Annotated in this window: 18 protein-coding genes; all 18 read left to right on the top strand. The window is 72.0% G+C overall.

Annotated features, from left to right (window positions below):
* The first annotated feature begins 30 nt into the window (after nucleotides 1-30).
* Nucleotides 31-726: a demethylmenaquinone methyltransferase gene (locus tag ACFV9Q_RS07450; protein WP_377233866.1), complete on the top strand. Its 696-nt coding sequence runs from the start codon at nucleotides 31-33 to the stop codon at nucleotides 724-726.
* Nucleotides 727-905: 179 nt separating this feature from the next.
* The gene (locus ACFV9Q_RS07445) at nucleotides 906-2,210 is read left to right on the top strand and encodes a geranylgeranyl reductase family protein (RefSeq protein ID WP_377233865.1); all 1,305 of its coding nucleotides are present in this window, start codon (nucleotides 906-908) and stop codon (nucleotides 2,208-2,210) included.
* A 43-nt stretch (nucleotides 2,211-2,253) separates the two neighbouring features.
* Nucleotides 2,254-2,613, top strand: coding sequence for an NADH-quinone oxidoreductase subunit A (locus ACFV9Q_RS07440; protein ID WP_377228088.1), 360 nt, complete (start codon nucleotides 2,254-2,256; stop codon nucleotides 2,611-2,613).
* 76 nt (nucleotides 2,614-2,689) lie between these two features.
* On the top strand, nucleotides 2,690-3,241 hold the full coding sequence (locus ACFV9Q_RS07435; RefSeq protein WP_020016037.1) for an NADH-quinone oxidoreductase subunit B family protein: 552 nt from the start codon (nucleotides 2,690-2,692) through the stop codon (nucleotides 3,239-3,241).
* Nucleotides 3,238-4,005 carry an NADH-quinone oxidoreductase subunit C gene (locus ACFV9Q_RS07430; protein WP_377233864.1) on the top strand — a complete coding sequence of 256 codons (768 nt, stop codon included), beginning with the start codon at nucleotides 3,238-3,240 and terminating at the stop codon, nucleotides 4,003-4,005. The genes ACFV9Q_RS07435 and ACFV9Q_RS07430 overlap by 4 nt, the downstream gene beginning before the upstream one ends.
* Nucleotides 4,002-5,372 (top strand): NADH-quinone oxidoreductase subunit D, encoded by a 1,371-nt coding sequence (locus tag ACFV9Q_RS07425; protein ID WP_377228089.1) that lies wholly within the window; start codon nucleotides 4,002-4,004, stop codon nucleotides 5,370-5,372. The genes ACFV9Q_RS07430 and ACFV9Q_RS07425 overlap by 4 nt, the downstream gene beginning before the upstream one ends.
* Nucleotides 5,369-6,217, top strand: a complete 849-nt coding sequence (gene nuoE / locus ACFV9Q_RS07420) for an NADH-quinone oxidoreductase subunit NuoE (protein ID WP_377233863.1) — start codon at nucleotides 5,369-5,371, stop codon at nucleotides 6,215-6,217. Before ACFV9Q_RS07425 ends, nuoE begins: the two co-directional genes overlap by 4 nt.
* Nucleotides 6,214-7,560: an NADH-quinone oxidoreductase subunit NuoF gene (gene nuoF / locus ACFV9Q_RS07415; protein ID WP_377233862.1), complete on the top strand. Its 1,347-nt coding sequence runs from the start codon at nucleotides 6,214-6,216 to the stop codon at nucleotides 7,558-7,560. Before nuoE ends, nuoF begins: the two co-directional genes overlap by 4 nt.
* Nucleotides 7,557-10,193: an NADH-quinone oxidoreductase subunit G gene (locus tag ACFV9Q_RS07410; RefSeq protein ID WP_377233861.1), complete on the top strand. Its 2,637-nt coding sequence runs from the start codon at nucleotides 7,557-7,559 to the stop codon at nucleotides 10,191-10,193. The genes nuoF and ACFV9Q_RS07410 overlap by 4 nt, the downstream gene beginning before the upstream one ends.
* The gene (gene nuoH, locus ACFV9Q_RS07405) at nucleotides 10,190-11,485 is read left to right on the top strand and encodes an NADH-quinone oxidoreductase subunit NuoH (protein ID WP_377228093.1); all 1,296 of its coding nucleotides are present in this window, start codon (nucleotides 10,190-10,192) and stop codon (nucleotides 11,483-11,485) included. The genes ACFV9Q_RS07410 and nuoH overlap by 4 nt, the downstream gene beginning before the upstream one ends.
* Nucleotides 11,478-12,317, top strand: coding sequence for an NADH-quinone oxidoreductase subunit NuoI (gene nuoI / locus ACFV9Q_RS07400; RefSeq protein WP_377233860.1), 840 nt, complete (start codon nucleotides 11,478-11,480; stop codon nucleotides 12,315-12,317). Before nuoH ends, nuoI begins: the two co-directional genes overlap by 8 nt.
* A complete protein-coding gene (locus ACFV9Q_RS07395; RefSeq protein WP_377233859.1) occupies nucleotides 12,314-13,150 on the top strand; it encodes an NADH-quinone oxidoreductase subunit J in 837 nt (278 codons plus the stop codon). The genes nuoI and ACFV9Q_RS07395 overlap by 4 nt, the downstream gene beginning before the upstream one ends.
* Nucleotides 13,150-13,449 carry an NADH-quinone oxidoreductase subunit NuoK gene (nuoK, locus tag ACFV9Q_RS07390; RefSeq protein WP_285100873.1) on the top strand — a complete coding sequence of 100 codons (300 nt, stop codon included), beginning with the start codon at nucleotides 13,150-13,152 and terminating at the stop codon, nucleotides 13,447-13,449. Before ACFV9Q_RS07395 ends, nuoK begins: the two co-directional genes overlap by 1 nt.
* A gap of 12 nt (nucleotides 13,450-13,461) precedes the next feature.
* On the top strand, nucleotides 13,462-15,402 hold the full coding sequence (gene nuoL / locus ACFV9Q_RS07385; protein ID WP_377233858.1) for an NADH-quinone oxidoreductase subunit L: 1,941 nt from the start codon (nucleotides 13,462-13,464) through the stop codon (nucleotides 15,400-15,402).
* Between the two features lie 11 nt (nucleotides 15,403-15,413).
* Entirely contained in the window at nucleotides 15,414-16,994 is a 1,581-nt protein-coding gene (locus ACFV9Q_RS07380; RefSeq protein WP_377233857.1) for an NADH-quinone oxidoreductase subunit M, read from the top strand.
* Entirely contained in the window at nucleotides 16,991-18,751 is a 1,761-nt protein-coding gene (gene nuoN, locus ACFV9Q_RS07375; protein WP_377233856.1) for an NADH-quinone oxidoreductase subunit NuoN, read from the top strand. Before ACFV9Q_RS07380 ends, nuoN begins: the two co-directional genes overlap by 4 nt.
* The gene (locus tag ACFV9Q_RS07370) at nucleotides 18,748-19,836 is read left to right on the top strand and encodes a polyprenyl synthetase family protein (protein ID WP_377233855.1); all 1,089 of its coding nucleotides are present in this window, start codon (nucleotides 18,748-18,750) and stop codon (nucleotides 19,834-19,836) included. The genes nuoN and ACFV9Q_RS07370 overlap by 4 nt, the downstream gene beginning before the upstream one ends.
* A gap of 361 nt (nucleotides 19,837-20,197) precedes the next feature.
* On the top strand, nucleotides 20,198-22,611 hold a 2,414-nt coding region (locus tag ACFV9Q_RS07365; RefSeq protein WP_377233854.1), incomplete at its 3' end, for an Ig-like domain-containing protein.

The raw sequence follows: 22,611 nt of genomic DNA, 5'->3' as shown, positions 1-22,611 counted from the left end.
GGCGCCGCCCCGGCGTGACACGATGGCGCCATGTCACGTGCGAGTCTGGAGAAGAAGCCGGCCGAGGTCGCGTCCATGTTCGACGGGATCGCCGCCCGCTACGACCTCACGAACGACCTCATCTCCCTGGGGCAGGACCGGCGCTGGCGCCGCCTCACGGTCGAGGCCGTGGCCGCGATGCCGGGCGAGCGCGTGCTGGACCTCGCCGCGGGCACCGGGACCAGCAGCGAGCCCTTCGCCGCCGACGGCGCCTTCGTGGTCCCGTCCGACTTCTCGATCGGCATGCTGCAGGTGGGCAAGCAGCGCCGCCCGGACCTGCCGTTCGTCGCGGGCGACGCGACCAGGCTGCCCTTCGCCGACGAGTCGTTCGACGCCGTGACCATCAGCTTCGGCCTGCGCAACGTGGTGGACACGCTCGCGGCCCTGCGCGAGATGCACCGCGTCGTCCGGCCGGGCGGGCGCATCGTGATCTGCGAGTTCTCGACGCCGACGTGGGGCCCGTTCCGCACCGTCTACCAGGAGTACCTGATGCGTGCGCTGCCCGTCGTGGCCGGCGCCGTGACCCGCGACAAGGGCTCCTACGACTACCTGGCCGAGTCGATCCGCGGCTGGCACACCCAGGTGGACCTGGCCAAGCTCATGCTCGAGGCCGGCTGGGAGCACGCCGCCTACCGCAACGTGACGGGCGGCATCGTGGCCCTGCACCGGGCGGTGCGCCCGGCCTGAGCCGGAAGACCGCTCCCGACCTCCCCAAGTAAGGGGAACCTTCCTACACAATCCCCCCTAAGTGTGGCTAGGGTGTCGGTGTTGTGACAGGGTTCACAAGGGCTTGTCATGAAGCCCTTGACGAACCCCGCGCAGCAGGTCAGCAACGACCAGGCAGCGGGTTCCCAACGGGGGTGAACGTGCGAAGAGCGATACGCGACGACGCGGATGTCATCGTGGTGGGCGCCGGTCCGGCCGGCTCGTCCACCGCGCACTGGTGCGCGGCCGCGGGGCTCGACGTGCTGCTGCTGGAAAAGGGCGAGTTTCCCCGCGACAAGATCTGCGGCGACGGCCTGACGCCGCGCGCCGTGGCCGAGCTGGTCCGCATGGGGGTGCCCACCCGCGAGGAGGACGGCTGGATCCGCAACCGCGGCCTGCGCGTGCACGGCGGCGGTCGCTCCTACGAGCTGGACTGGCCGGACCTCACGACCTACCCGGGCTACGGCATGGCCCGCGCCCGGATGACGCTGGACCAGACGCTGGCCCAGCACGCCCAGGCGAGCGGCGCCAAGCTCCTGGAGCGCACCAAGGTCACCGGCGCCGTGCGCGACGACGACGGCCGCGTGGTCGGCGTCACCGCCCAGCCGCTCGACGCCCGCGGCCGCGCGGAGGGCCCCGTCAAGGAGTTCCGCGCCCCCGTGGTGGTCGCGGCCGACGGCGTCAGCTCGCGCTTCGCGCTCGGCCTCGGCAGGGAGCGCCGCGACGACCGCCCCATGGGCACCGCCGTGCGCGCCTACTACCGCACGCCCCGGCACGACGACCCGTTCATGGAGTCGCACCTCGAGCTGTGGGACGGCGAGCCGGGCAGGAGTGCCCTGCTGCCGGGCTACGGCTGGATCTTCCCGCTCGGCGACGGCACGGTGAACGTCGGCCTCGGCAGCGTGTCCTCCACCCCGGCCCGGCAGTCCGCGGCCGGCATCGACTACCGGCGGCTCATGGAGACGTGGCTCGAGAAGAGCGCGCCCGAGGGCTGGGACCTGGTGCACGAGCCGGAGCGCGGGCCCATCCGCGGCGCGGCCCTGCCCATGGGCTACAACCGCGGCCCCCTGTACGCGGACGGCGTGCTCCTGGCCGGTGACTCCGCCGGCATGGTGAGCCCGTTCAACGGCGAGGGCATCGCCTACGGCCTGCAGGCCGGGCGCGTGGCGGCCGAGGCGATCAGCCAGGCCCGGCACCGCGCCACCGACGAGGCCCGCGAGGCCACGCTCGCCACCTACGCGGAGCGCATGCGGGCCGACCTCGGCGGCTACTACACGCTGGGCCGCTGGTTCGTGCGGCTCATCGAGCACCCCGAGATCATGCGGGTCTGCGTCCGGTACGGCCTGCCGCGCAAGGTCGTCATGCAGTTCACGCTCAAGCTCCTGTCCGACTGCTACGAGCCGCACGGCGGCGACTGGGTCGACCGCGTCATCGCCGGCCTGACCAGGGTGGTCCCGAGCTCATGAGCATCACGTCCATGAAGGGCACGTCGTCCACGAAGGGCACAGCATGAATCCCTACGTACCCATCCTGATCCTCATGGCGATCGGGGCGGTCCTGGCGCTCGGCGGGGTCGCCGCGAGCGCGATCATCGGCCCCAAGCGGTACAACCGCGCCAAGCTCGACTCGTACGAGTGCGGCATCGAGCCGACGCCGCACGCGGTCGGGGGCGGGCGGCTGCCGATCAAGTACTACCTGGTGGCGATGACATTCATCGTCTTCGACATCGAGGTCGTCTTCCTCTACCCGTGGGCCGTGGACTTCACGACGCTCGCGACGTTCGGGCTGGTGGCGATGCTGGGCTTCCTGGCGCTGATCACCGTCCCGTTCGTCTACGAGTGGCGCCGCGGCGGCTTCGACTGGGTCTGAGACAGCGACTGGACGCGCGGCGCCTGACGGCGCCGGGCAGCGACGCCGGGCTGGGGCCCGGCAGCAAGGAGGGGACATGGGTGTCGAGGAAGCGCCGTCAGGGTTCCTGCTGACGACGATCGAGGACCTCGCGGGGTACCTGCGCAAGGCCTCGGTGTGGCCGGTGACGTTCGGCCTGGCCTGCTGCGCCATCGAGATGATGGCGGCGGGCGCGTCGCGGTTCGACCTGTCGCGGTTCGGCATGGAGGTGTTCCGCGCCTCGCCGCGCCAGGCGGACCTGATGATCGTGGCCGGCCGGGTGAGCCAGAAGATGGCCCCGGTGGTGCGCCAGGTGTACGACCAGATGAGCGAGCCCAAGTGGGTGCTCTCCATGGGCGTGTGCGCGTCGTCGGGCGGGATGTTCAACAACTACGCGATCGTGCAGGGCGTGGACCACGTGGTCCCGGTCGACATCTACCTGCCCGGCTGCCCGCCGCGCCCGGAGATGCTGATCAACGCGATCCTCGGGCTGCACGACCACATCCAGAACGCGCCGCTCGGCGTGAACCGGGTCGAGGCCGCGCGCGCCGCCGAGGCGGCCGCGATGGAGGCCACCCCGACCTTCGAGATGAAGGGCCTGCTGCGATGAGCGACGTCACGCCGGGCGGCGACCAGGGCTCTGCCCTGACGCCCCCGGAGGGGGCGGCCACCTTCGAGGTGGTCGAGGTCAGGAAGGGCATGTTCGGCGCCCACGGCTCGGGCGACACGTCCGGCTACGGCGGCCTGGTCACGCCGATCGCGATGCCCGCGGCGTCCCCCCGCCCGTACGGGAGCTGGTTCGACCAGGTGGTCGACGTCCTGGCCGAGGTGCTGGAGGAGGCCGCGCGCACCGGCGGGCCAACCTTCGACCAGGCGGTCGAGAAGGTCGTCGTGGACCTGCACGGCGCCGCGAGCGCGGACTCCCAGCGGGCGGAGCTGACGATCCACGTCGCCCGCGAGCACGTCGCCGCCGTCTGCCAGGCGCTGCGCGACGACCAGGACCTGCGGTTCGAGCTGTCGCTCGGCGTCAGCGGCGTCCACTACCCGCACGACACCGGCCGCGAGCTGCACGCCGTCTACCACCTGGCCTCGGTCACGCACTCCCGCCGGCTGCGGCTGGAGGTCGCCGCGCCCGACGACGACCCGCACATCCGGTCGACCACGTCGGTGTACCCGTCCAACGACTGGCACGAGCGCGAGACCTACGACTTCTTCGGGATCGTCTTCGACGGCCACCCCGCCCTGACCCGCATCGAGATGCCGGACGACTGGGTGGGCCACCCGCAGCGCAAGGACTACCCGCTCGGCGGCATCCCCGTCGAGTACAAGGGCGCCACGGTGCCCCCGCCGGACACGAGGAGGAGCTACTCATGAGCGCTCCCACTGACCACAGGCCGCCGCCCGCCCCGCACGCGACGCGCCCCGCCGGGAACGAGGACATGTCGTCCACCGTGCGCGCCTTCGAGGCGTACGGCGACGGCGACTGGGACGACATCGCGCGCGAGGCGATCGGCGAGGAGCGCATCGTCGTCAACATGGGTCCCCAGCACCCGTCCACGCACGGCGTGCTGCGCCTCATGCTGGAGATCGACGGCGAGACCGTCACCGAGGCCCGGGCCGGCATCGGCTACCTGCACACGGGCATCGAGAAGAACATGGAGTTCCGCACCTGGACGCAGGGCACCACGTTCTGCACCCGCATGGACTACGTGGCGCCCCTGTTCCAGGAGGCCGCGTACTGCCTCGCCGTCGAGAAGCTGCTCGGCATCACCGACGACGTGCCCGAGCGCGCCTCCGTGATCCGCGTGCTGATGATGGAGCTCAACCGCATCGCCTCCCACCTGGTCTGCCTCGGCACCGGCGGCAACGAGATGGGCGCCACCACGGTGATGACCATCGGGTTCACCGCCCGCGAGGAGATCCTGCGGCTCTTCGAGGCCGTCACCGGCCTGCGCATGAACCACGCGTACATCCGCCCCGGCGGCGTGGCCGTCGACGTCCCCGAGGGCTTCACCGCCCAGGCGCGCGCGGCCCTGAAGAACGTGCGCGGCTACCTCAAGCAGCTCGGCGACCTCATGCTCGCCAACCCCATCTTCAAGGCGCGACTGACGAACGTCGGCGTGCTGAACCTCTCCGGCTGCATGGCGCTCGCCGTCACCGGACCGGTGCTGCGCTCCACGGGCCTGCCGTACGACGTCCGCAAGGACAACCCGTACTGCGGCTACGAGACCTACGACTTCGACGTCCCCACCTCGAAGGGCGCCGACTGCTACGACCGCGTCGTGCTCCGCGTCGAGGAGTGCTACCAGTCGCTGAAGATCGTCGAGCAGGCCCTGGAGCGGCTCGACCGCACCGAGGGCGAGCCCGTCATGGTCGCCGACAAGAAGATCGCGTGGCCCGCCCAGCTCGCCGTCGGCGGCGACGGCCAGGGCAACTCGCTGGAGCACATCAAGAAGATCATGGGCACCTCCATGGAGGCCCTGATCCACCACTTCAAGCTGGTCACCGAGGGCTTCCGCGTCCCCGTCGGCCAGGCCTGGCAGACCGTGGAGCACCCGCGCGGCGAGCTCGGCGTGCACGTCGTCTCCGACGGCGGCACCCGCCCCTACCGCGCGCACTTCCGCGACCCCTCGTTCAACAACCTCCAGGCCACGTCGGTGATGTGCGAGGGCGGCCAGGTGGCCGACGTCGTCGTCGCCGTCGCGTCCCTGGACCCCGTGCTGGGAGGTGTGGACCGATGACCGCAGACCCGCAGGCGGCCACGAAGACCGGCTACGACGCCGAGACCGTCGCAGCCCTGACCGCCGACGCCACGGCGATCATGGCCCGCTACCCGGACCCCCGCTCCGGCCTGCTGCCGATGCTGCACCTCGTGCAGTCGGTCGACGGGTACGTGAGCCGCGACGGCATCCTGTTCTGCGCCGAGACCCTCGGCATCACGGCCGCCGAGGTCTCCGCCGTCGCCACCTTCTACACCCAGTACAAGCGCCACCCCAACGGGAAGTACACCGTCGGCGTGTGCACCAACACCCTGTGCGCCGTCATGGGCGGCGACGCCATCTTCGACGAGCTCAGCGACCACCTCGGCGTGGGCCACGACGAGACCACCGACGACGGCGCCATCACCCTCGAGCGCATCGAGTGCAACGCCGCCTGCGACTACGCACCCGTCGTGATGGTCAACTGGGAGTTCTTCGACAACCAGACGCCCGAGACGGCCACGGCGCTCGCGGATCAGCTGCGCCTCGGCGACGACGTCGTCCCCACCCGGGGCGCCGCGTCCGTGTGCTCGTTCAAGCAGATGAGCCGCATCCTGGCCGGGTTCCCCGACGGCCGCGCCGACGAGGGCGTGGGCGCGGGCGAGCCGACCCTGGCCGGGCTCGCGATCGCCCGCGAGCGCGGCTGGACGGCGCCCGACGCCCCCGCCGCCGACGGCGGGGCTGACGGTGCGGCCGCTGACGCCGGGCCCGCCGGGCAGACCAGCCCGCCGGTCGGCACGCCCGGCTCGTCGGCCGAGCGCAAGCCCGCCACGTCGTCCGACACCGAGGTCGGCAAGGACAAGAAGACCGGGGAGGACGCGAAGTGAACCTCACACCGGTACTCACCGACACGTGGGACAAGGACCGCTCCTGGCGGCTGGCCACGTACGAGCGCAACGGCGGCTACGGCGGGCTCAAGAAGGCCCTGACCATGGAGCCGGGCGCGCTGGTCCAGGCGGTCAAGGACTCCGGCCTGCGCGGCCGCGGCGGCGCGGGCTTCCCCACGGGCATGAAGTGGGGCTTCCTGCCCCCGCCCGACGGCGGCCCGCGGTACCTGGTGGTCAACGCCGACGAGTCGGAGCCGGGCACCTGCAAGGACATCCCGCTGATGCTCGCCAGCCCGCAGCACCTCATCGAGGGCGTGGCGATCACGAGCTACGCGATCGGCTGCGACCACGCGTTCATCTACGTGCGCGGCGAGGTGCTGCACGTCTACCGGCGGCTGCTGAACGCGGTCGAGGAGGCGTACAAGGCCGGCTACCTGGGCAAGAACATCCAGGGATCGGGCTTCGACCTCGACGTCACGGTGCACGCCGGCGCGGGCGCCTACATCTGCGGCGAGGAGACGGCGCTGCTCGACTCGCTGGAGGGCCTGCGCGGCCAGCCGCGGCTCAAGCCGCCGTTCCCCGCCGTCGCCGGCCTGTACGCCCGGCCCACCGTGGTCAACAACGTGGAGTCCATCGCGTCGGTCCCGGCGATCATCGCCCAGGGCGCCGACTGGTTCTCCTCGATGGGCACCGAGAAGTCCAAGGGCCACGGGCTGTTCTCCCTGTCGGGGCACGTCACCCGGCCCGGCCAGTACGAGGCCCCGCTCGGCATCACGCTGCGCGAGCTGCTCGACGTCTCGGGCGGTATCCGGGCCGGGCACGAGCTGAAGTTCTGGACCCCCGGCGGGTCGTCCACGCCGATCTTCACGCAGGAGCACCTCGACACCCCGCTCGACTACGAGTCGGTGGGCGCCGCGGGGTCGATGCTCGGCACGCGCGCGCTGCAGATCTTCGACGAGACGGTGTGCGTGGTCCGGGCCGTGTCCCGCTGGATCGACTTCTACGCGCACGAGTCGTGCGGCAAGTGCACGCCGTGCCGCGAGGGCACCTACTGGCTCAAGCAGGTGCTGCGCCGCATCGAGGCCGGCGAGGGGCAGGACGGCGACCTGGAGCTGCTCGTCGACCTGTGCGACAACATCCTCGGCAAGGCGTTCTGCGCGCTGGGCGACGGCGCGGTCTCGCCCGTCACGTCGAGCATCCAGTACTTCCGCGCCGAGTACCAGGCGCACATCGACGGCCACGGCTGCCCGTTCGACCCGAGTGCGTCGGCGCTGTTCCCGTACACCCCCAAGACACGGACACCGGGTGCCCTCACGGGCGCCGGCGCGGGAGGTCACCGATGACCGTCACCACGAACAACCCCCAGACCGAGACGGCCCCGGTCGAGCTCGTCACCTTCACCATCGACGGCACGGAGGTGAGCGTGCCCAAGGGCACGCTGATCATCCGGGCCGCCGAGCAGGCCGGCATCCAGATCCCGCGGTTCTGCGACCACCCGCTCCTGGCGCCCGCCGGCGCGTGCCGGCAGTGCCTCGTCGAGGTGGCCATGCCGGACCGCGAGGGCAACGTGCGGCCCATGCCGAAGCCGCAGGCGTCGTGCACCATGACGGTCGCGCCGGGCATGGTCGTCAAGACGCAGCACACGTCCGCCGTCGCCGACAAGGCGCAGCAGGGGGTCATGGAGCTGCTGCTCATGAACCACCCGCTGGACTGCCCGGTCTGCGACAAGGGCGGCGAGTGCCCCCTGCAGAACCAGGCGATGAGCAACGGGCGGCCCGAGACGCGGTTCACCGACGTCAAGCGCACGTTCCCCAAGCCGATCGCGCTGTCCACGCAGATCCTGCTGGACCGCGAGCGCTGCGTGCTGTGCCAGCGCTGCACCCGGTTCAGCGAGGAGATCGCGGGCGACGCGTTCATCGCCCTGCAGGACCGCGGCGCGCACCAGCAGATCGGCCGGTACGACGAGGACGTGCTCGGGTTCGCCGGGGCGGAGTCGAGCACCGGTCCCGTGGACCGCCCGATCGGGGAGGCCACCACGGACACGTCCGGGCGGCCCTTCTCCTCCTACTACTCGGGCAACACCGTGCAGATCTGCCCGGTGGGCGCGCTGACGGGCGCGGGCTACCGGTTCCGGTCACGGCCGTTCGACCTGGTCAGCACGCCGAGCATCGCCGAGCACGACGCGTGCGGCTCCGCGATCCGGATCGACCACCGCCGCGGCCAGGTGCTGCGCCGGATGTCGGGCGAGGACCCGGTGGTCAACGAGGAGTGGATCACCGACAAGGACCGCTTCGCGTTCACGTGGCAGTCCGCGCCGGACCGCCTCACCACCCCGCTGGTGCGCGAGAACGGCGAGCTGCGCCCCGCGTCCTGGGTCGAGGCCCTGGAGATCGCGGCGGCCGGCCTGGCCGCGGCGCGCGAGAACGGCGGCGTGGGCGTGCTGCCCGGCGGCCGCCTCACCGTCGAGGACGCCTTCGCGTGGTCCCGGTTCGCCCGGACGGCGCTCGGCACCAACGACGTGGACCAGCGGGTGCGCGTGCACTCCGCCGAGGAGGCCGCGTTCCTGGCCCGCGTCGTCGCGGGCTCCGGCATCGGCGTCACGTTCGGCGACCTGGAGCAGGCGCCCGCGGTGCTGCTCGTCGGCCTGGAGGCCGAGGAGGAGGCGGGCGTCACGTTCCTGCGGCTGCGCAAGGGCGCCCAGGGCAAGGCCGGTACCAAGGTCTTCTCGATCGCGCCCTACGCCACCCGCGGCCTGACCCGCCTGGACGGCACGCTGCTCCCGGCGGCCCCCGGCACCGAGGCCGAGTGGCTGACCAGCCTGACCACCAGCCTGGCCGGCGGCCTGCTCCCGGCGGACGCGCCGACGTCCGACATCGACACGAGCGCCCTGGCCCAGCCGGGCGCGGTGATCCTCGTGGGCGAGCGCCTCGCGGGCTCGCCGGGCGCCTACACCGCGGCCCTCGGGCTCGCCGAGGCGACGGGCGCGCGGCTCGCGTGGATCCCGCGCCGTGCCGGTGAGCGCGGCGGCGTCGAGGCCGGCCTGCTGCCGGACCTGCTGCCGGGCGGTCGCCCGGTCGCCGACGCCGCGGCGCGCGCCCAGGTCGCCCAGGCCTGGGGCGCCGAGCTCCCGGCCACGCCGGGGCGCGACACCGCGGGCATCCTCGCGGCGCTCGCCTCGGGCGCGCTGGGCGGGGCCGTGCTCGGCGGCGTCGAGCTCGCCGACCTGCCCGACCCGGCCGCCGCCCGCGCCGCGCTCGACGCGACGCAGGCCCGCGGCGGGTTCGTCGTGAGCCTGGAGGTGCGGGCCTCGGAGGTGACCGAGCGGGCCGACGTCGTGCTCCCGGTCGCGCCCCCGATCGAGCGCGCCGGCTCGTACTGGAACTGGGAGGGCCGCGTGCGGTCCTTCGGCGCCGCGCTCGAGTCGAGCGCCCTGCCCGACCACCGTGTGCTGCACGTGCTGGCCCAGCAGCTCGGTGTGGACCTGCAGGCGGGCTCGCCCGCCGAGGCCCACCTCGCGATCGCCCTGACCCAGGGCGCGTGGGAGGGCGAGCCGGTGACGCTGGAGAGCGACGTCCTGGCCGCCCCGCCCACCGTCGGACCGGGTCAGGCGGTGCTGGCCACCTGGCGGCTCCAGCTCGACGCGGGCAGCGGGCAGGACGGCGAGCAGTTCCTCGCCGGCACGGCCAAGCGGCCCGTCGCCCGGATGTCCGCTGCCACGGCGAGCGGCTTCGGGGTGTCCGACGGCGCGACGATCATCGTCAGCACGGCGCGCGGTGCCGTCCGGGTGCCCGCGGCGGTGACCGACCGGATGGTCGACGGCGTGGTCTGGCTGCCGCTGGCCTCCGCCGGCTGCCGCGTGCACGAGACCCTCGGCGCGTCCGCGGGCGACCTCGTCAGCGTCAGCCCTCACGTGGCGGACGTCCGGGTCACCACGGCGGCCCGCACGTTCCACGGCTCGGAAGGAGATGCCCGATGAACCCAGTGCTGCTGGCCGAGGCCGCGCCCGGCGTCGCCGCCGACTTCTCGCAGGAGACCATCTGGGCGTCGGTCGTCAAGGCCGTGCTGATCGTGGTCTTCCTGCTGACCAGCGTGCTCTTCGCGATCTGGTTCGAGCGCAAGGTCGTGGCGCGCATGCAGGTGCGCCCCGGCCCCAACTGGCACGGGCCGGCGGGCCTGCTCCAGTCGCTCGCGGACGCCATGAAACTCCTGCTCAAGGAGGACATGACGGTCACGCGGGCCGACCGGTTCGTGTACCTGCTGGCGCCGATGATCTCGGTGTTCTGCTCGCTGCTCGTGTTCGCCGTGATCCCGTTCGGGCCGAGCCTGCCGTTCCCCTGGACCGACTGGACCACCCCGGCCCAGCTCACCGACTTCCCGGTGGCGGTGCTGTACGTGCTCGCCGCCGCGGCGCTCGGCGTCTACGGCATCGTGCTCGGCGGCTGGGCCTCCGGCTCCACCTACCCGCTGCTCGGCTCGGTCCGGTCCACGGCGCAGGTGATCAGCTACGAGCTCGCGATGGGCCTGTCGCTGGTGAGCGTGTTCATCATGTCGGGGTCGATGTCGACGTCGCAGATCGTGTCCAGCCAGACGCAGATCTGGTGGTTCATCCCGCTCGCGCCGGCCTTCGTGATCTACGTGATCTCGATGATCGGCGAGACCAACCGCCTGCCGTTCGACCTGCCGGAGGCCGAGGGCGAGCTCGTCTCCGGCTACATGACCGAGTACTCGTCGATGAAGTTCGCCTGGTTCTTCCTGGCGGAGTACATCAACATGCTCAACGTCTCGGCGGTCTGCGTCACGCTCTTCCTGGGCGGCTGGCGGGCACCGGTGCCCGACGGGTTCCTGGGCGGCGCGCTGAACGAGGGCTGGCTGCCGATCATCTGGTTCCTCGTGAAGCTCTGGGCCGTCATGTTCTTCTTCGTGTGGGTGCGCGGCACGCTGCTGCGCCTGCGCTACGACCAGTTCATGGTCTTCGGCTGGAAGGTGCTCATCCCGGTCGCGCTGACCTGGGTCGTCGTGCTGGCCGTCGTGCAGTGGCTGCAGCGCGTGCAGGGCATGTCCTTCCAGCAGTTCATCCCCGTGATCATCGGGGCCGCCGTCGTCTTCATCGCGGTCATGTGGTTCTGGCCGGAGAAGAAGGAGGCGCCGCCGGGCGGCCGGGACAAGGAGCCCGTCGACGCGTTCGCCGGCGGGTTCCCGGTGCCGCCGCTGCCCGGCGAGAAGCTGCCCCCGTCCAAGCGGTTCGGAAAGGAGGTCCACGGTGAGTAAGCGAGACACGGACGAGTACCAGCCCCTGCGGCCGCAGCCGGGACCCATCGGGGAGCTGTTCGCTCCCGTCGCGGGCTTCGGCGTGACGCTGTCGTCGATGTTCAGGCCCACGGTCACGGAGCAGTACCCCCGCGAGAAGGTGCCGACCCAGCGCCGCTTCCACGGCCGCCACCAGCTCAACCGGTACGCCGACGGGCTGGAGAAGTGCATCGGCTGCGAGCTGTGCGCGTGGGCGTGCCCGGCGGACGCGATCTACGTGGAGGGTGCGTCCAACGCGGCCCTGCCGGAGAATGCCGGCCTCCAGGTGAACGCGGACGACTCCCAGGGCGCGCACATGAGCCCCGGCGAGCGGTACGGCGGCGTCTACCAGATCAACTATCTGCGCTGCATCTTCTGCGGGCTGTGCATCGAGGCGTGCCCCACGCGGGCGTTGACCATGACCAACGACTTCGAGCTGGCCGGCAAGACCCGCGCGGGCATGATCTACGAGAAGCAGGACCTGCTGGCCCCGCTGGCCGAGGGCATGCTCGCGGCGCCCCACCCCATGGTCGAGGGCACCACGGACACCAACTACTACAGCGGCGACGTGCTGGGCCCGACGGCGGCGCAGGTCGCCTGGGTCCGCGAGCACCGGCCGGAGGACGAGACGCTGGACGCCGCGGACGCCGTGGCGTCGGGCAAGGCGCCCGCGCCCACCCAGCGGCAGCACGAGCTGCGGCCCGAGGAGGGCCCGGGGGCCGCCGAGCGGTCCGCCGGCGCTGCCGCGGTCGGCTCGGTGCGGGTCCTGGCGAGCGACGCGGCCGGCCCGGCCCGTCCGGGGGTGACGGCATGACCCCCGACGGCCTGGTGATCTCGACCGGCGAGACCGTCCTGTTCTGGGTGGTCGCGCCGCTCATGGTGCTCGCCGCGCTGGGCCTGCTGTTCGTCAAGCGGGCCGTGCACGCGGCGATGTGCCTCGTGTTCGTCATGGTCAGCATGGCGATCCTGTACATCGCGCAGGAGGCGCCGTTCCTCGGCGTCGTGCAGGTGGTCGTGTACACGGGCGCCGTGATGATGCTGTTCCTGTTCGTGCTGATGCTCGTCGGCGTGGACGCGTCCGACTCGCTCACGGAGACCATCCGCGGGCAGCGCTGGCTGGGCCTGCTGATCGGGATCGGCCTCGCGGTGATCCTGGGCGGCGTCGTGTCGCGTGCCACGTTCGCGCCCCCGGTCGGGCTGGCCGGGGGAGACCCGGGCGGCGTCGCCAACCCGCAGTCCCTGGCCCGCGTGCTGTTCGGCGACTACGTGCTGGCCATGGAGGCCGTGGGCGTCCTGCTGGTCACGGCGGCCGTCGGCGCGCTCGTGCTCACGCACCGCCGTCGGCTCACCCCCAAGCAGGACCAGCGGGCGGTCGCGGACGCACGCATCCGGGCGCTGCCCCAGGGCGTGGTGCTCACGCCGCTGCCGTCGCCCGGCGTCTACGCCACCTCCAACGCCATGGACACGCCCGCGCTCGGGCCCGACGGCGAGCAGGTGCCGCAGTCGGTCTCGCGCGTGCTGCGCATCCGGGGCCAGGAGAAGGCGGCGCCGCACGCGCCAGGCACCGAGCTCGTCGACGTCCGCACGCGTGACGCCGGCGCCGTCGAGGCCCGCACCGCCGAGGCCCGGACCGAGGGAGAGGCCTGATGGACATCACCAACTACGTGGTCCTGGCCGCCGTGCTGTTCGCCGTGGGTGCCACGACCGTGCTGCTGCGCCGCAACGCGATCGTCGTGTTCATGGGCGTCGAGCTCATGCTCAACGCGACCAACCTCGCCTTCGTCACCTTCGCGAGGATGCACGGTGACCTGACCGGTCAGGTGCTCGCCTTCTTCGTCATGGTCGTCGCCGCCGCCGAGGTCGTCGTCGGCCTCGCCATCATCGTGACGATCTTCCGCACCCGCCGCTCGGCCTCGGTCGACGACGTCAACCTGCTCCGGGGGTAGAGAGTGAACGACGTGATCGGGCTTGCCCCCTGGCTGATCGGCTTCCCGCTGATCGGCGCGGCGATCCTGCTGCTGTGGCCCGTGGTGCTGGGCAGCAGGTCCATCGACCGCTGGGGCCACTGGCTCGGGGTGGTGGCCTCGGCCGCCTCCGGGGTCCTCGCCATCATCCTGTTGTTCCGCATGATCGGCACCCCCGCCGAGGGCCGCTCCGTGGACCACCACCTGTGGACATGGCTGTCCGCGGGCGGGCTGGACGTGGACCTCGGCCTCCGGATCGACCCCCTGTCCCTGACCTTCGTGATGCTCGTGACCTTCGTGGGCACGCTCATCCACGTGTACTCCGTGGCCTACATGGACCACGACCCGGACCGGCGCCGGTTCTTCGCGTACCTGAACCTGTTCGTCGCGGCGATGCTCACGCTCGTCCTGGCCGACTCCTACCTCCTGCTCTTCGTGGGTTGGGAGGGCGTGGGTCTCGCGTCCTACCTGCTCATCGGGTTCTGGGACACGGGGCGGCCGTCGGCCCGCGCGAACGCGGTGGCGGCAAAGAAGGCGTTCGTCATGAACCGCATCGGCGACATGGGCCTCATCGCGGCGATGGCGCTGCTGTTCGCCCACGCGGGCGCCCTGGACTTCGGCACCGCGCTGTCCGACGACTCCGTCGGCTCGATGTCGCAGGGCACGGCCACCGCGATCGGGCTCTGCCTGCTCCTGGCCGCGTGCGGCAAGTCGGCGCAGTTCCCGCTCCAGGCCTGGCTGGGCGACGCCATGGCCGGCCCCACGCCGGTCTCCGCGCTCATCCACGCCGCCACGATGGTCACCGCCGGCGTCTACCTCATGGTGCGCTCCGGCGCGATCCTGGAGGCGGCCCCGACGGCGCAGCTCGTCGTGGTGCTGGTCGGCGCGGTGACCCTGCTGTTCGGGGCGATCGTCGGCTGCGCCAAGGACGACATCAAGAAGGCCCTGGCCGCCTCCACGATGTCGCAGATCGGCTACATGATGCTCGCCGCGGGCCTCGGCCCGGCCGGGTACGCGTTCGCGATCTTCCACCTGCTCACGCACGGCTTCTTCAAGGCGGGGCTGTTCCTCGGCGCCGGCTCGGTGATGCACGCGATGGGCGACCAGACCGACATGCGCCGCTTCGGCGGGCTGTCGCGGTTCCTGCCCATCACCTGGATCACGATGGGCCTCGGCTGGCTGGCGATCCTCGGGATCCCGCCGTTCTCCGGCTTCTGGAGCAAGGACGGCATCATCGAGGCCGCCTTCATCCCGGTCGAGGGCCAGCCGTGGCGCGCCTGGGTGTTCGGCACGGTCGCGGTGCTCGGCGCCGCGATCACCGCCTTCTACATGACGCGCCTGTTCTTCATGACGTTCGGCGGACGCCGTCCGCGCTGGACCGAGGGCCAGCACCCGCACGAGGGCTCCCCGCTGATGTGGTGGCCCCTGGTGTTCCTCGGCGTCGGCTCCGCCGCGCTGGGCCTCGTGCTCGGCATCGGCGGCACGTTCACCACCTGGCTGGAGCCCGTCGTCGGGCACGCCGAGCACCACGAGCCCGTGCTGCCGGTCTGGCTGATCATCACCGCCACCCTCGTGGTCGTGGTGCTCGGGGCGCTGATCGCGTTCCGGATGTACGCGGTCCAGATCGTCCCCGAGGAGGCGCCGCGCGGCTCCGCGCTGACGCGGGCCGCCCGCAAGGACCTGTACCAGGACGCCGCCAACGAGACGCTCGTCCTGCGGCCCGCCTACGGGCTGGCCCGCGTCGTCCAGGTGGGCGACCGCGACGTCGTCGACCGGGGCTGGGGCGTGCTGCCGCAGGCGGTGTCGTGGTTCGGCGGGGTGTTCCGCAAGGCGCAGACCGGGTACGTCCGCTCGTACGCGGCCGGCATGGCGGGCGGCGTCCTCGTGATCGCCGTCGTCGCCTGGCTCGTCGTGGGCCTCGGTGGTGCCCAGTGATCGGAGGAGAGATGTTTCCCTGGCTGACCGCCCTCATCGCCTGGCCGCTCGTCGGCGCGGTCGTGGTGGGGCTGGGCGCGCTCGGTCGCTCCCGCACCGGCTCCGCGAACGCCCGCACGGGCTTCGCCCGGCCGGCGGCGCTCGCGTTCTCGCTGGTGGAGGTGGCCCTGCTCGTCGGCGCGTTCCTCGCCTTCGACACGGGCGCCGCCGGCGAGCACCAGCTCGCCGAGACCCACGCGTGGATCCCGCAGATCGGCTCCTCGTACGCCGTGGCCGTCGACGGCGTCGGCCTGCTGCTGGTGGCGCTGGCCGTGGTGCTGGTGCCGCTGGTGCTGCTGGCCGCCTGGAACGAGCAGGGCCGCGACGAGGTGCGCCTGCGCCGGTTCGTCGGGCTGGTGCTGCTGCTCCAGGCGTTCATGGTGGCCGTGTTCGCCGCCCGCGACGTCTTCCTGTTCTACGTGCTGTTCGAGGCCATGCTGATCCCCGCGTACTTCCTCATCGGCGGGTTCGGGCAGGGTGCCGGACGGCGCCAGGCGGCCGTGAAGTTCCTGATGTTCAGCCTGGGCGGCGGGCTGATCATGCTCGCCGCGGTGATCGCCCTGTACTTCCTCGCGGTCGGCGCGGGCGTGGACCCGAGCAAGGCGTTCCTCGTGGACGAGCTGGTCGGGGTCGACCTGGGCACCACGGCCGAGCGCCTCATGTTCATCGGGTTCTTCATCGCCTTCGCGATCAAGGCCCCGATGGTCCCGGTGCACAGCTGGCTGCCCGACGTCGCGGGGAACGCCACCCCGGGCACGTCCACCCTGCTGATCTGCGTGCTGGACAAGGTCGGCACCTTCGGGATGCTGACGCTCTGCCTCCCGCTGTTCCCGGAGGCGTCCCGCTGGGCGGCGCCGTTCGTGATCGCGCTCGCCGTGATCTCGGTGCTGTACGGCGCGATCATGGCGATCATGCAGACCGACCTGCTGCGGCTGGTCGGCTGGACCTCGGTGAGCCACTTCGGCTTCATCATCCTGGGCATCTTCACCTTCACGCCGCTGGGCACGGCCGGGTCGAGCTTCATGATGCTCAACCACGGCCTCGCCACCGGCGCGCTGTTCCTGGTGGCCGGGTTCCTCGTGTCCCGGCACCCGGAGCGGTCGCAGCGCATCACCGACTACCGCGGCCTGCGGTCGGTCACGCCGGTGCTCGCCGGCACGTTCCTCGTGGCGGGCCTGGCGACGCTGTCGCTGCCCGGCCTGGCCACGTTCGTCAGCGAGATCATGGTGCTGATCGGGGCGTTCTCCGGGGCCCCCGCCGGCTCGGCCGCCTGGACCGTCGCGGCGATCCCGGGCGTGGTGCTCGCCGCGGTCTACGTGCTGCTGACCTACCAGAAGATCTTCACCGGGGCGCCGGCCGAGGGCCTGGAGGCCCTGCCGGACCTCCGGGCGCGCGAGCGCATCGTCGCGGCCCCGCTGGTGGCCGGACTCCTGGTGCTCGGCCTGGTGCCGGGCCTCGCCCTGACCTACGTGGACGCGCCGGCCCAGCAGTCGGCCGCCCTGACAGCGGTGGATGAGCCGGCGGACGCCGCGCAGATGGGGAGCGACAAGTGAACGAGTTCGTGGCACCCGAGATCGACTGGCTCGCCCTCGCACCGCTGATCGTGGTGCTGGGCGCGGGCGTGGTCGGTGTGCTCCTCGAGGCGTTCGTCCCGGCCAGGGCGCGCCGCGTGACCCAGATCGTGCTCACCCTGGCCGCGCTGGCCGGCAGCCTCGCGTTCGTGGCGGTGCTGTGGCCGCAGATCGTGGCGCAGCCCGTCCAGGTGGTCGGCGGCAGCGTGACGCTGACGCCGTTCGCGCTGGGCGCGCAGGGCATCATCGCGGTGCTCGCGTTCCTGGGCGTGCTCGTGGTGGCCGACCGCACCGCCACCGGCCAGGACGCGTTCGCGCCCACGGCCGCGGCGGTGCCCGGTACCTCGTACGAGGACCTGGCTCGGCGGTCCGGCCTGGAGCAGACCGAGATCTACCCGCTGCTGCTGTTCGCGGCGGGCGGCATGATGCTCTTCGCCTCCACCGACGACCTCATCGTCATGTTCATCGCGCTGGAGGTGCTGTCGCTCCCGCTGTACGTGCTGTGTGCCACGGCCCGCCGGCGCCGGCTGCTCTCGCAGGAGGCCGCGGCCAAGTACTTCCTGCTGGGCGCCTTCGCCTCCGCCCTGTTCATCTTCGGCGTGGCCCTGATCTACGGGTTCGCGGGCACGGTGCGGCTCCTTGAGATCGCCCAGGCGGTGCAGCAGGGCGGCCTGCCCCTGGAGGGCATGACCGGGCTGCTCGTGGCCGGCGTGCTGCTGGTGACGGTCGGCCTGCTGTTCAAGGTGGGCGCGGTGCCGTTCCACGCCTGGACCCCCGACGTCTACACCGGCGCGCCCACGCCCATCACGGGGTTCATGGCCGCGTGCACCAAGGCGGCGGCCGTCGCGGCGCTGGTGGAGGTGCTCTACCGCATCTCGATCGGCGTGCAGGCCGTCAGCCCGGAGACGATGCGACAGCTCCAGGTGGTCATCGTGGTGGTGGCCGTCCTCACCATGGCCGTCGGCACGGTGATCGGCTCCGTGCAGACCGACGTGAAGCGCCTGCTGGCCTACTCGTCGATCGCGCACGCGGGCTTCCTGCTCGTGGGCATCGCGGGCTTCAGCTCGCAGGTCCAGTCCTCCACGCTCTTCTACCTGCTGGCCTACGGCATCGCCACGATCGGCGCGTTCGCCGTGGTCACGCTGGTCCGGGAGCGCCGGGTCACGGCCGGCGGCGGCGAGGACAACGGACCGGTCGAGGACGACGGCGTGGTGCTCGGCGAGGCCACGGAGATCGCGCAGTGGGCCGGCCTGGGGCGCAAGGCCCCGTGGCTCACCGCCGCGTTCGCCCTGTTCCTGCTGTCGATGGCGGGCATCCCGCTCACCGCCGGGTTCATCGCCAAGTTCGGCGCGTTCTCCGGGGCGACGTCGGGCGGCCTGTGGTGGCTCGCGGTGCTCGGTGTCATCGCGTCGGTGGTCGCGGTCGCGTTCTACCTGCGGCTGCTGGTGGTCATGGTGTTCCAGCCCGCCCCGATCACGCCGGGGGTCGAGCCCGCCGAGGGCGAGGTCCTGCCGGGCGCGGCCGGTGCGGGAGAGGGTGGCGAGGGTGCCGGCGGCGGCGTCGCCACCGCGACCAAGGTGCAGGTCACAGCGGCGCAGCGCGTCGTGGTGACGGTGGTGCGGTCCCGGGGTCCGGCCGCCGTGGCGATCGCCGTCTGTGCGCTCGCGACGGTGATTCTCGGCATTTTCCCGTCTCTGGTTCTTAATCTGGCGGCAGAGGCAAGTAAGTTCGTGCCGTGACCTCCGTACCGCTGCCGCCCCAGACGACGACGGGTACGTCGGCGTCCGCCCCACCGGCCGCTCCGACTGACCTGCCCGACCCGACCGCGCTCGGCCTGCCGATCACGGACCCGGAGCTGGCGTCCCGTCTCGCGGACCGGCTGACGGTGGTCGACGACGTGCTGTCCGACGCCGTCTCCAGCGCGGACAAGCTGGCGGACGGCGCCTCGCGGCACCTCGTCGACGCGGGCGGCAAGCGGTTCCGGCCGCTGCTCACCCTGCTCACGGGCGAGCTCGGCGACGGTGCGGCCCCAGGCGTCGTCGACGCCGCCGTGGTGGTCGAGCTGACGCAGGTCGCCTCGCTGTACCACGACGACGTCATGGACTCGGCGCCGATGCGCCGGGGCGCGCCTGCGGCCCACATGGTGTGGGGCAACTCGGTGGCGATCCTGGTGGGCGACATGCTCTTCGCCCGGGCCTCGGCCCGGGTGGCGGAGCTGGGCCCCGAGGCCGTGATCCTGCAGTCCCGCACGTTCGAGCGCATGTGCATGGGGCAGCTGCACGAGACCATGGGCCCGGACGACGGCGAGGACGAGGTGGCCCACTACCTCCAGGTGCTGTCGGACAAGACGGCGTCGCTGCTGTCGGCGTCGGCCCGCCTGGGGGCCATGCTCTCCGGTGCGCCGAAGGACCAGGTCGAGGCCGTGGGCGCGTTCGGCGAGAAGGTCGGCGTGGCCTTCCAGCTCGCCGACGACGTGCTGGACGTCGCGTCGTCGGGGGAGACCTCGGGCAAGACGCCGGGCACGGACCTGCGTGAGCACGTCCCGACCATGCCCGTGCTGCTGCTGCGCCGGCACGTCGCGTCGGGCTCCGCCACCGACGAGGACAAGGACCTGCTCGCGACGCTCGACGGCGACCTGTCGTCCGACGAGGTGCTGACGGCCGCGCTGCAGAGCCTGCGGGCGCACTCCGTGCTCGCCGACACGCGGGAGCTGGCCGTGCGCTGGGCGCGCGAGGCGGCCGCCGAGCTGGCGCCGCTGCCGGACGGACCGGTCAAGGACTCCCTGGAGCAGTTCGCGCAGGCCCTGGCGGACCGGGCGGTCTGACCCCGGCGGGTCCCGCCGCCGCGGCGGGACCCGGACCCCGGCGGGACCCGGACCCCTGGGGGACCCGGACCGCGTCGATACGGGAAGCCTTCCGCCGTCCCAATTGCCGCGAGCAATGATGCCGCGATCCGGCTCGTCGAACCGATTGCTTCGGCGAGACGCCCGAAATTGCCCGGATTAGACCTCGACATCCCCGGCGCTTACCAGACACACTCATACAATCTGGACGTGTCGTATGGGTAGTCCTGCCCACCGAAATTCCACGACGATTCACCCTTCCCCCCGGTAGTGTGCTCCCGTTGCGCCTGTGTGTGCCGTCCAGGCGGGCAAATTTTCGGTGGCGTGATGAAGAGGAGGACGCATGAGCTTTGTCTCACGCGTGTACGAGAACCGCAGATCGGCAGCATCGGTCGGTGTGGTGACCCTCTTCGGCGCGGGGCTCCTGGGCTTCGCGCTCCTCTACGACGGTGAGGCGACCGCCGACGTCGAGCTCAACGACTCCGGCGTCTGGGTGACCCAGACCGCCTCGGGCAAGCTCGGCCGGTTCAACTACGAGGCCAAGGCCCTCGACGGCACCCTGCTCGCCAACTCCGCGAGCTTCGACGTGGAGCAGGACGCCCAGCGTGTGCTCCTGGACAGCTCGGGCGACTCGTCCGCGAGCCCCATCGAGCCGGCGCAGCTCACGCTGCGCGGCACCATGAAGTTCCCTGCCGGAGCGCAGGTCGCCGCGGGTGGCGCCACCACCGCGGTGTACGACGACGAGTCCGGCAAGGCCTGGGTCATGTCCTTCGACGGCGCGGTCTCGTTCGACGAGAAGAAGCTCAAGCCCACGGTCAAGGCGGGCCCGGGCGGCACGCTCGCGGTCGCCAAGGACGGCACCGTGTTCCTGGCCGTGCCGGCCGACGGCAAGCTCTACACGATCCCGACGAGCTCGCAGGGCGTCGCCGAGGACCCCGAGGAGTCCTCGCTCGCCCTGAGTGCCGACGCCAAGATCCAGGTCTCCGCGGTCGGGGACCAGCCCGTGGTGCTGAACCAGTCCACGGGCAACCTCATCCTGCCCGGGGGCGACTCGGTCGAGATCGAGGACGGCTCGCAGGGCATGCTGCAGCAGCCGTCCGCCGAGTCGGACAACGTGGTGCTGGCCACCACGAAGGGCCTGGTCTCCCAGCCGCTCGGGGGCGGCGACGCGACCACGCGCACGGCGCAGGGCGGGCCGTCGGCCCCCGTGCAGCTCAGCGGGTGCGTCTACGGCGCGTGGAACTCGGGCCAGGTCATCCGGGACTGCGAGGGCACGGACAACGACGTGGACCAGGTGCTCGAGGGCGTGAGCGCCGGCATCAGCCTCGTCTACCGCGTGAACCGCAACATCATCGTCCTGAACGACGTCGCGAACGGCTCGCTGTGGATGGCCGCCGACAAGTTCGAGAAGGTCGACGACTGGGACCTCAAGATGCCCGAGGACGCCGAGGGCGAGAAGACCGAGTCGGAGCAGACCACGCCCGAGCAGGTCGACCAGTTCGTGGCCGAGCGCAACAAGGCCAACCGTCCCCCTGTCGCCAAGGACGACTCGTTCGGCGTGCGGCCGGGCCGCACCACGGTGCTCAACGTGCTGGGCAACGACGTGGACCCGGACGGCGACGTGATGGTCGTGAAGGTCAAGGGCGAGGTCGACGGCGCGGTCGGCGTCGACCGGGTGCTCGACGGCGCGGCGTTGCAGGCGAACGTGCCGGCGGACGCGACCGGGACCACCAGCTTCACGTACGAGGTGAACGACGGCCGCGAGGGCGGCGTCGACGAGGCGTCCGTGGACGTCAAGGTGGTGCCGCTGGAGGAGAACAACCCGCCGATCCAGTCGGGCGAGCCCGTGCTGCGGGTGGGCCAGGACGGCATGGCGACCATCAAGGTGCTGCCGTACTTCAAGGACCCGGACGGCGACGACATGTTCCTGTCCAACGCCAGCACCGCCGACCCCCTGGACGAGGTGCGGTTCCGGCCGGACGGCACCATCGAGTTCCGCGACGGCGGCACGACCACCGGGCGCAAGGTCGTGGACATCACGGTCTCCGACGCCTTCGGGCTGCCGTTCCAGGGCAGGCTGCTGGTCGACGTCATCGCCACCAACGTGCCCCCGGTCGCGGTGCAGGACCACGTGACCGTGCTGACCGGCGAGCCCGCGACGGTGCGGCCGATGGCCAACGACTTCGACCCCAACGGCGACAAGCTGCGCCTGACGGCGGTCGCCGACAAGCCGGGCCTGACGATCACGCCGAACTACGGCGCCGGCACCTTCCGGGTCGCGAGCGACTCGTCCGGCTCGTACGACGTGACCTACCAGATCACCGACGGCCCCGAGCCGACCATGGGCTTGGTGCGCGTGGACGTCGTGGACCCGCCGGACGAGGCGGGGCCGCCCGTTGCGGTCTCCGACCAGGTGCTGCTGCCCACCGGCGGCTCGGCGCTGGTCGACGTGCTCGCCAACGACACCGACCCCGCGGGCGGCGTGCTCGTGGTGCAGGGCGTCACCGTCCCGGACGACGCCCCGGTCAAGGTCGCGGTGCTCAACCACCAGATCCTGAAGGTCTCGGAGGTCAAGCGGCTGGACGGGCCGGTGACGGTCACGTACACCGTCGCGAACGGCTCGGGGACCACGACCGGTCAGGTGCGCGTGGTGCCGATCCCGGCGCCGGCGCAGCTGCGCCCGCCGGAGGCGGGTCCGGACGAGGCGACCGTGCACGTGGGCGACGTGGTGACCATCCCGGTGCTGAAGAACGACAC

Origin of the sequence: Promicromonospora sp. NPDC059942, assembly GCF_042731755.1 — a bacterium.
Classification (GTDB): Bacteria; Actinomycetota; Actinomycetes; order Actinomycetales; family Cellulomonadaceae; genus Promicromonospora.
The sequence above is the reverse complement of the archived record's forward strand: the minus strand, read 5'-3'. Positions and strand labels throughout refer to the sequence as shown.

Excerpts from the sequence above, each read along its gene's own strand:
- ACFV9Q_RS07450 (WP_377233866.1), top strand. The coding sequence starts at position 31 with ATGTCACGTGCGAGTCTGGAGAAGAAGCCGGCCGAGGTCGCGTCCATG.
- ACFV9Q_RS07440 (WP_377228088.1), top strand. The coding sequence starts at position 2,254 with ATGAATCCCTACGTACCCATCCTGATCCTCATGGCGATCGGGGCGGTC.
- ACFV9Q_RS07435 (WP_020016037.1), top strand. The coding sequence starts at position 2,690 with ATGGGTGTCGAGGAAGCGCCGTCAGGGTTCCTGCTGACGACGATCGAG.
- ACFV9Q_RS07430 (WP_377233864.1), top strand. The coding sequence starts at position 3,238 with ATGAGCGACGTCACGCCGGGCGGCGACCAGGGCTCTGCCCTGACGCCC.
- ACFV9Q_RS07425 (WP_377228089.1), top strand. The coding sequence starts at position 4,002 with ATGAGCGCTCCCACTGACCACAGGCCGCCGCCCGCCCCGCACGCGACG.
- nuoE (WP_377233863.1), top strand. The coding sequence starts at position 5,369 with ATGACCGCAGACCCGCAGGCGGCCACGAAGACCGGCTACGACGCCGAG.
- ACFV9Q_RS07410 (WP_377233861.1), top strand. The coding sequence starts at position 7,557 with ATGACCGTCACCACGAACAACCCCCAGACCGAGACGGCCCCGGTCGAG.
- nuoH (WP_377228093.1), top strand. The coding sequence starts at position 10,190 with ATGAACCCAGTGCTGCTGGCCGAGGCCGCGCCCGGCGTCGCCGCCGAC.
- ACFV9Q_RS07395 (WP_377233859.1), top strand. The coding sequence starts at position 12,314 with ATGACCCCCGACGGCCTGGTGATCTCGACCGGCGAGACCGTCCTGTTC.
- nuoK (WP_285100873.1), top strand. The coding sequence starts at position 13,150 with ATGGACATCACCAACTACGTGGTCCTGGCCGCCGTGCTGTTCGCCGTG.
- ACFV9Q_RS07380 (WP_377233857.1), top strand. The coding sequence starts at position 15,414 with ATGTTTCCCTGGCTGACCGCCCTCATCGCCTGGCCGCTCGTCGGCGCG.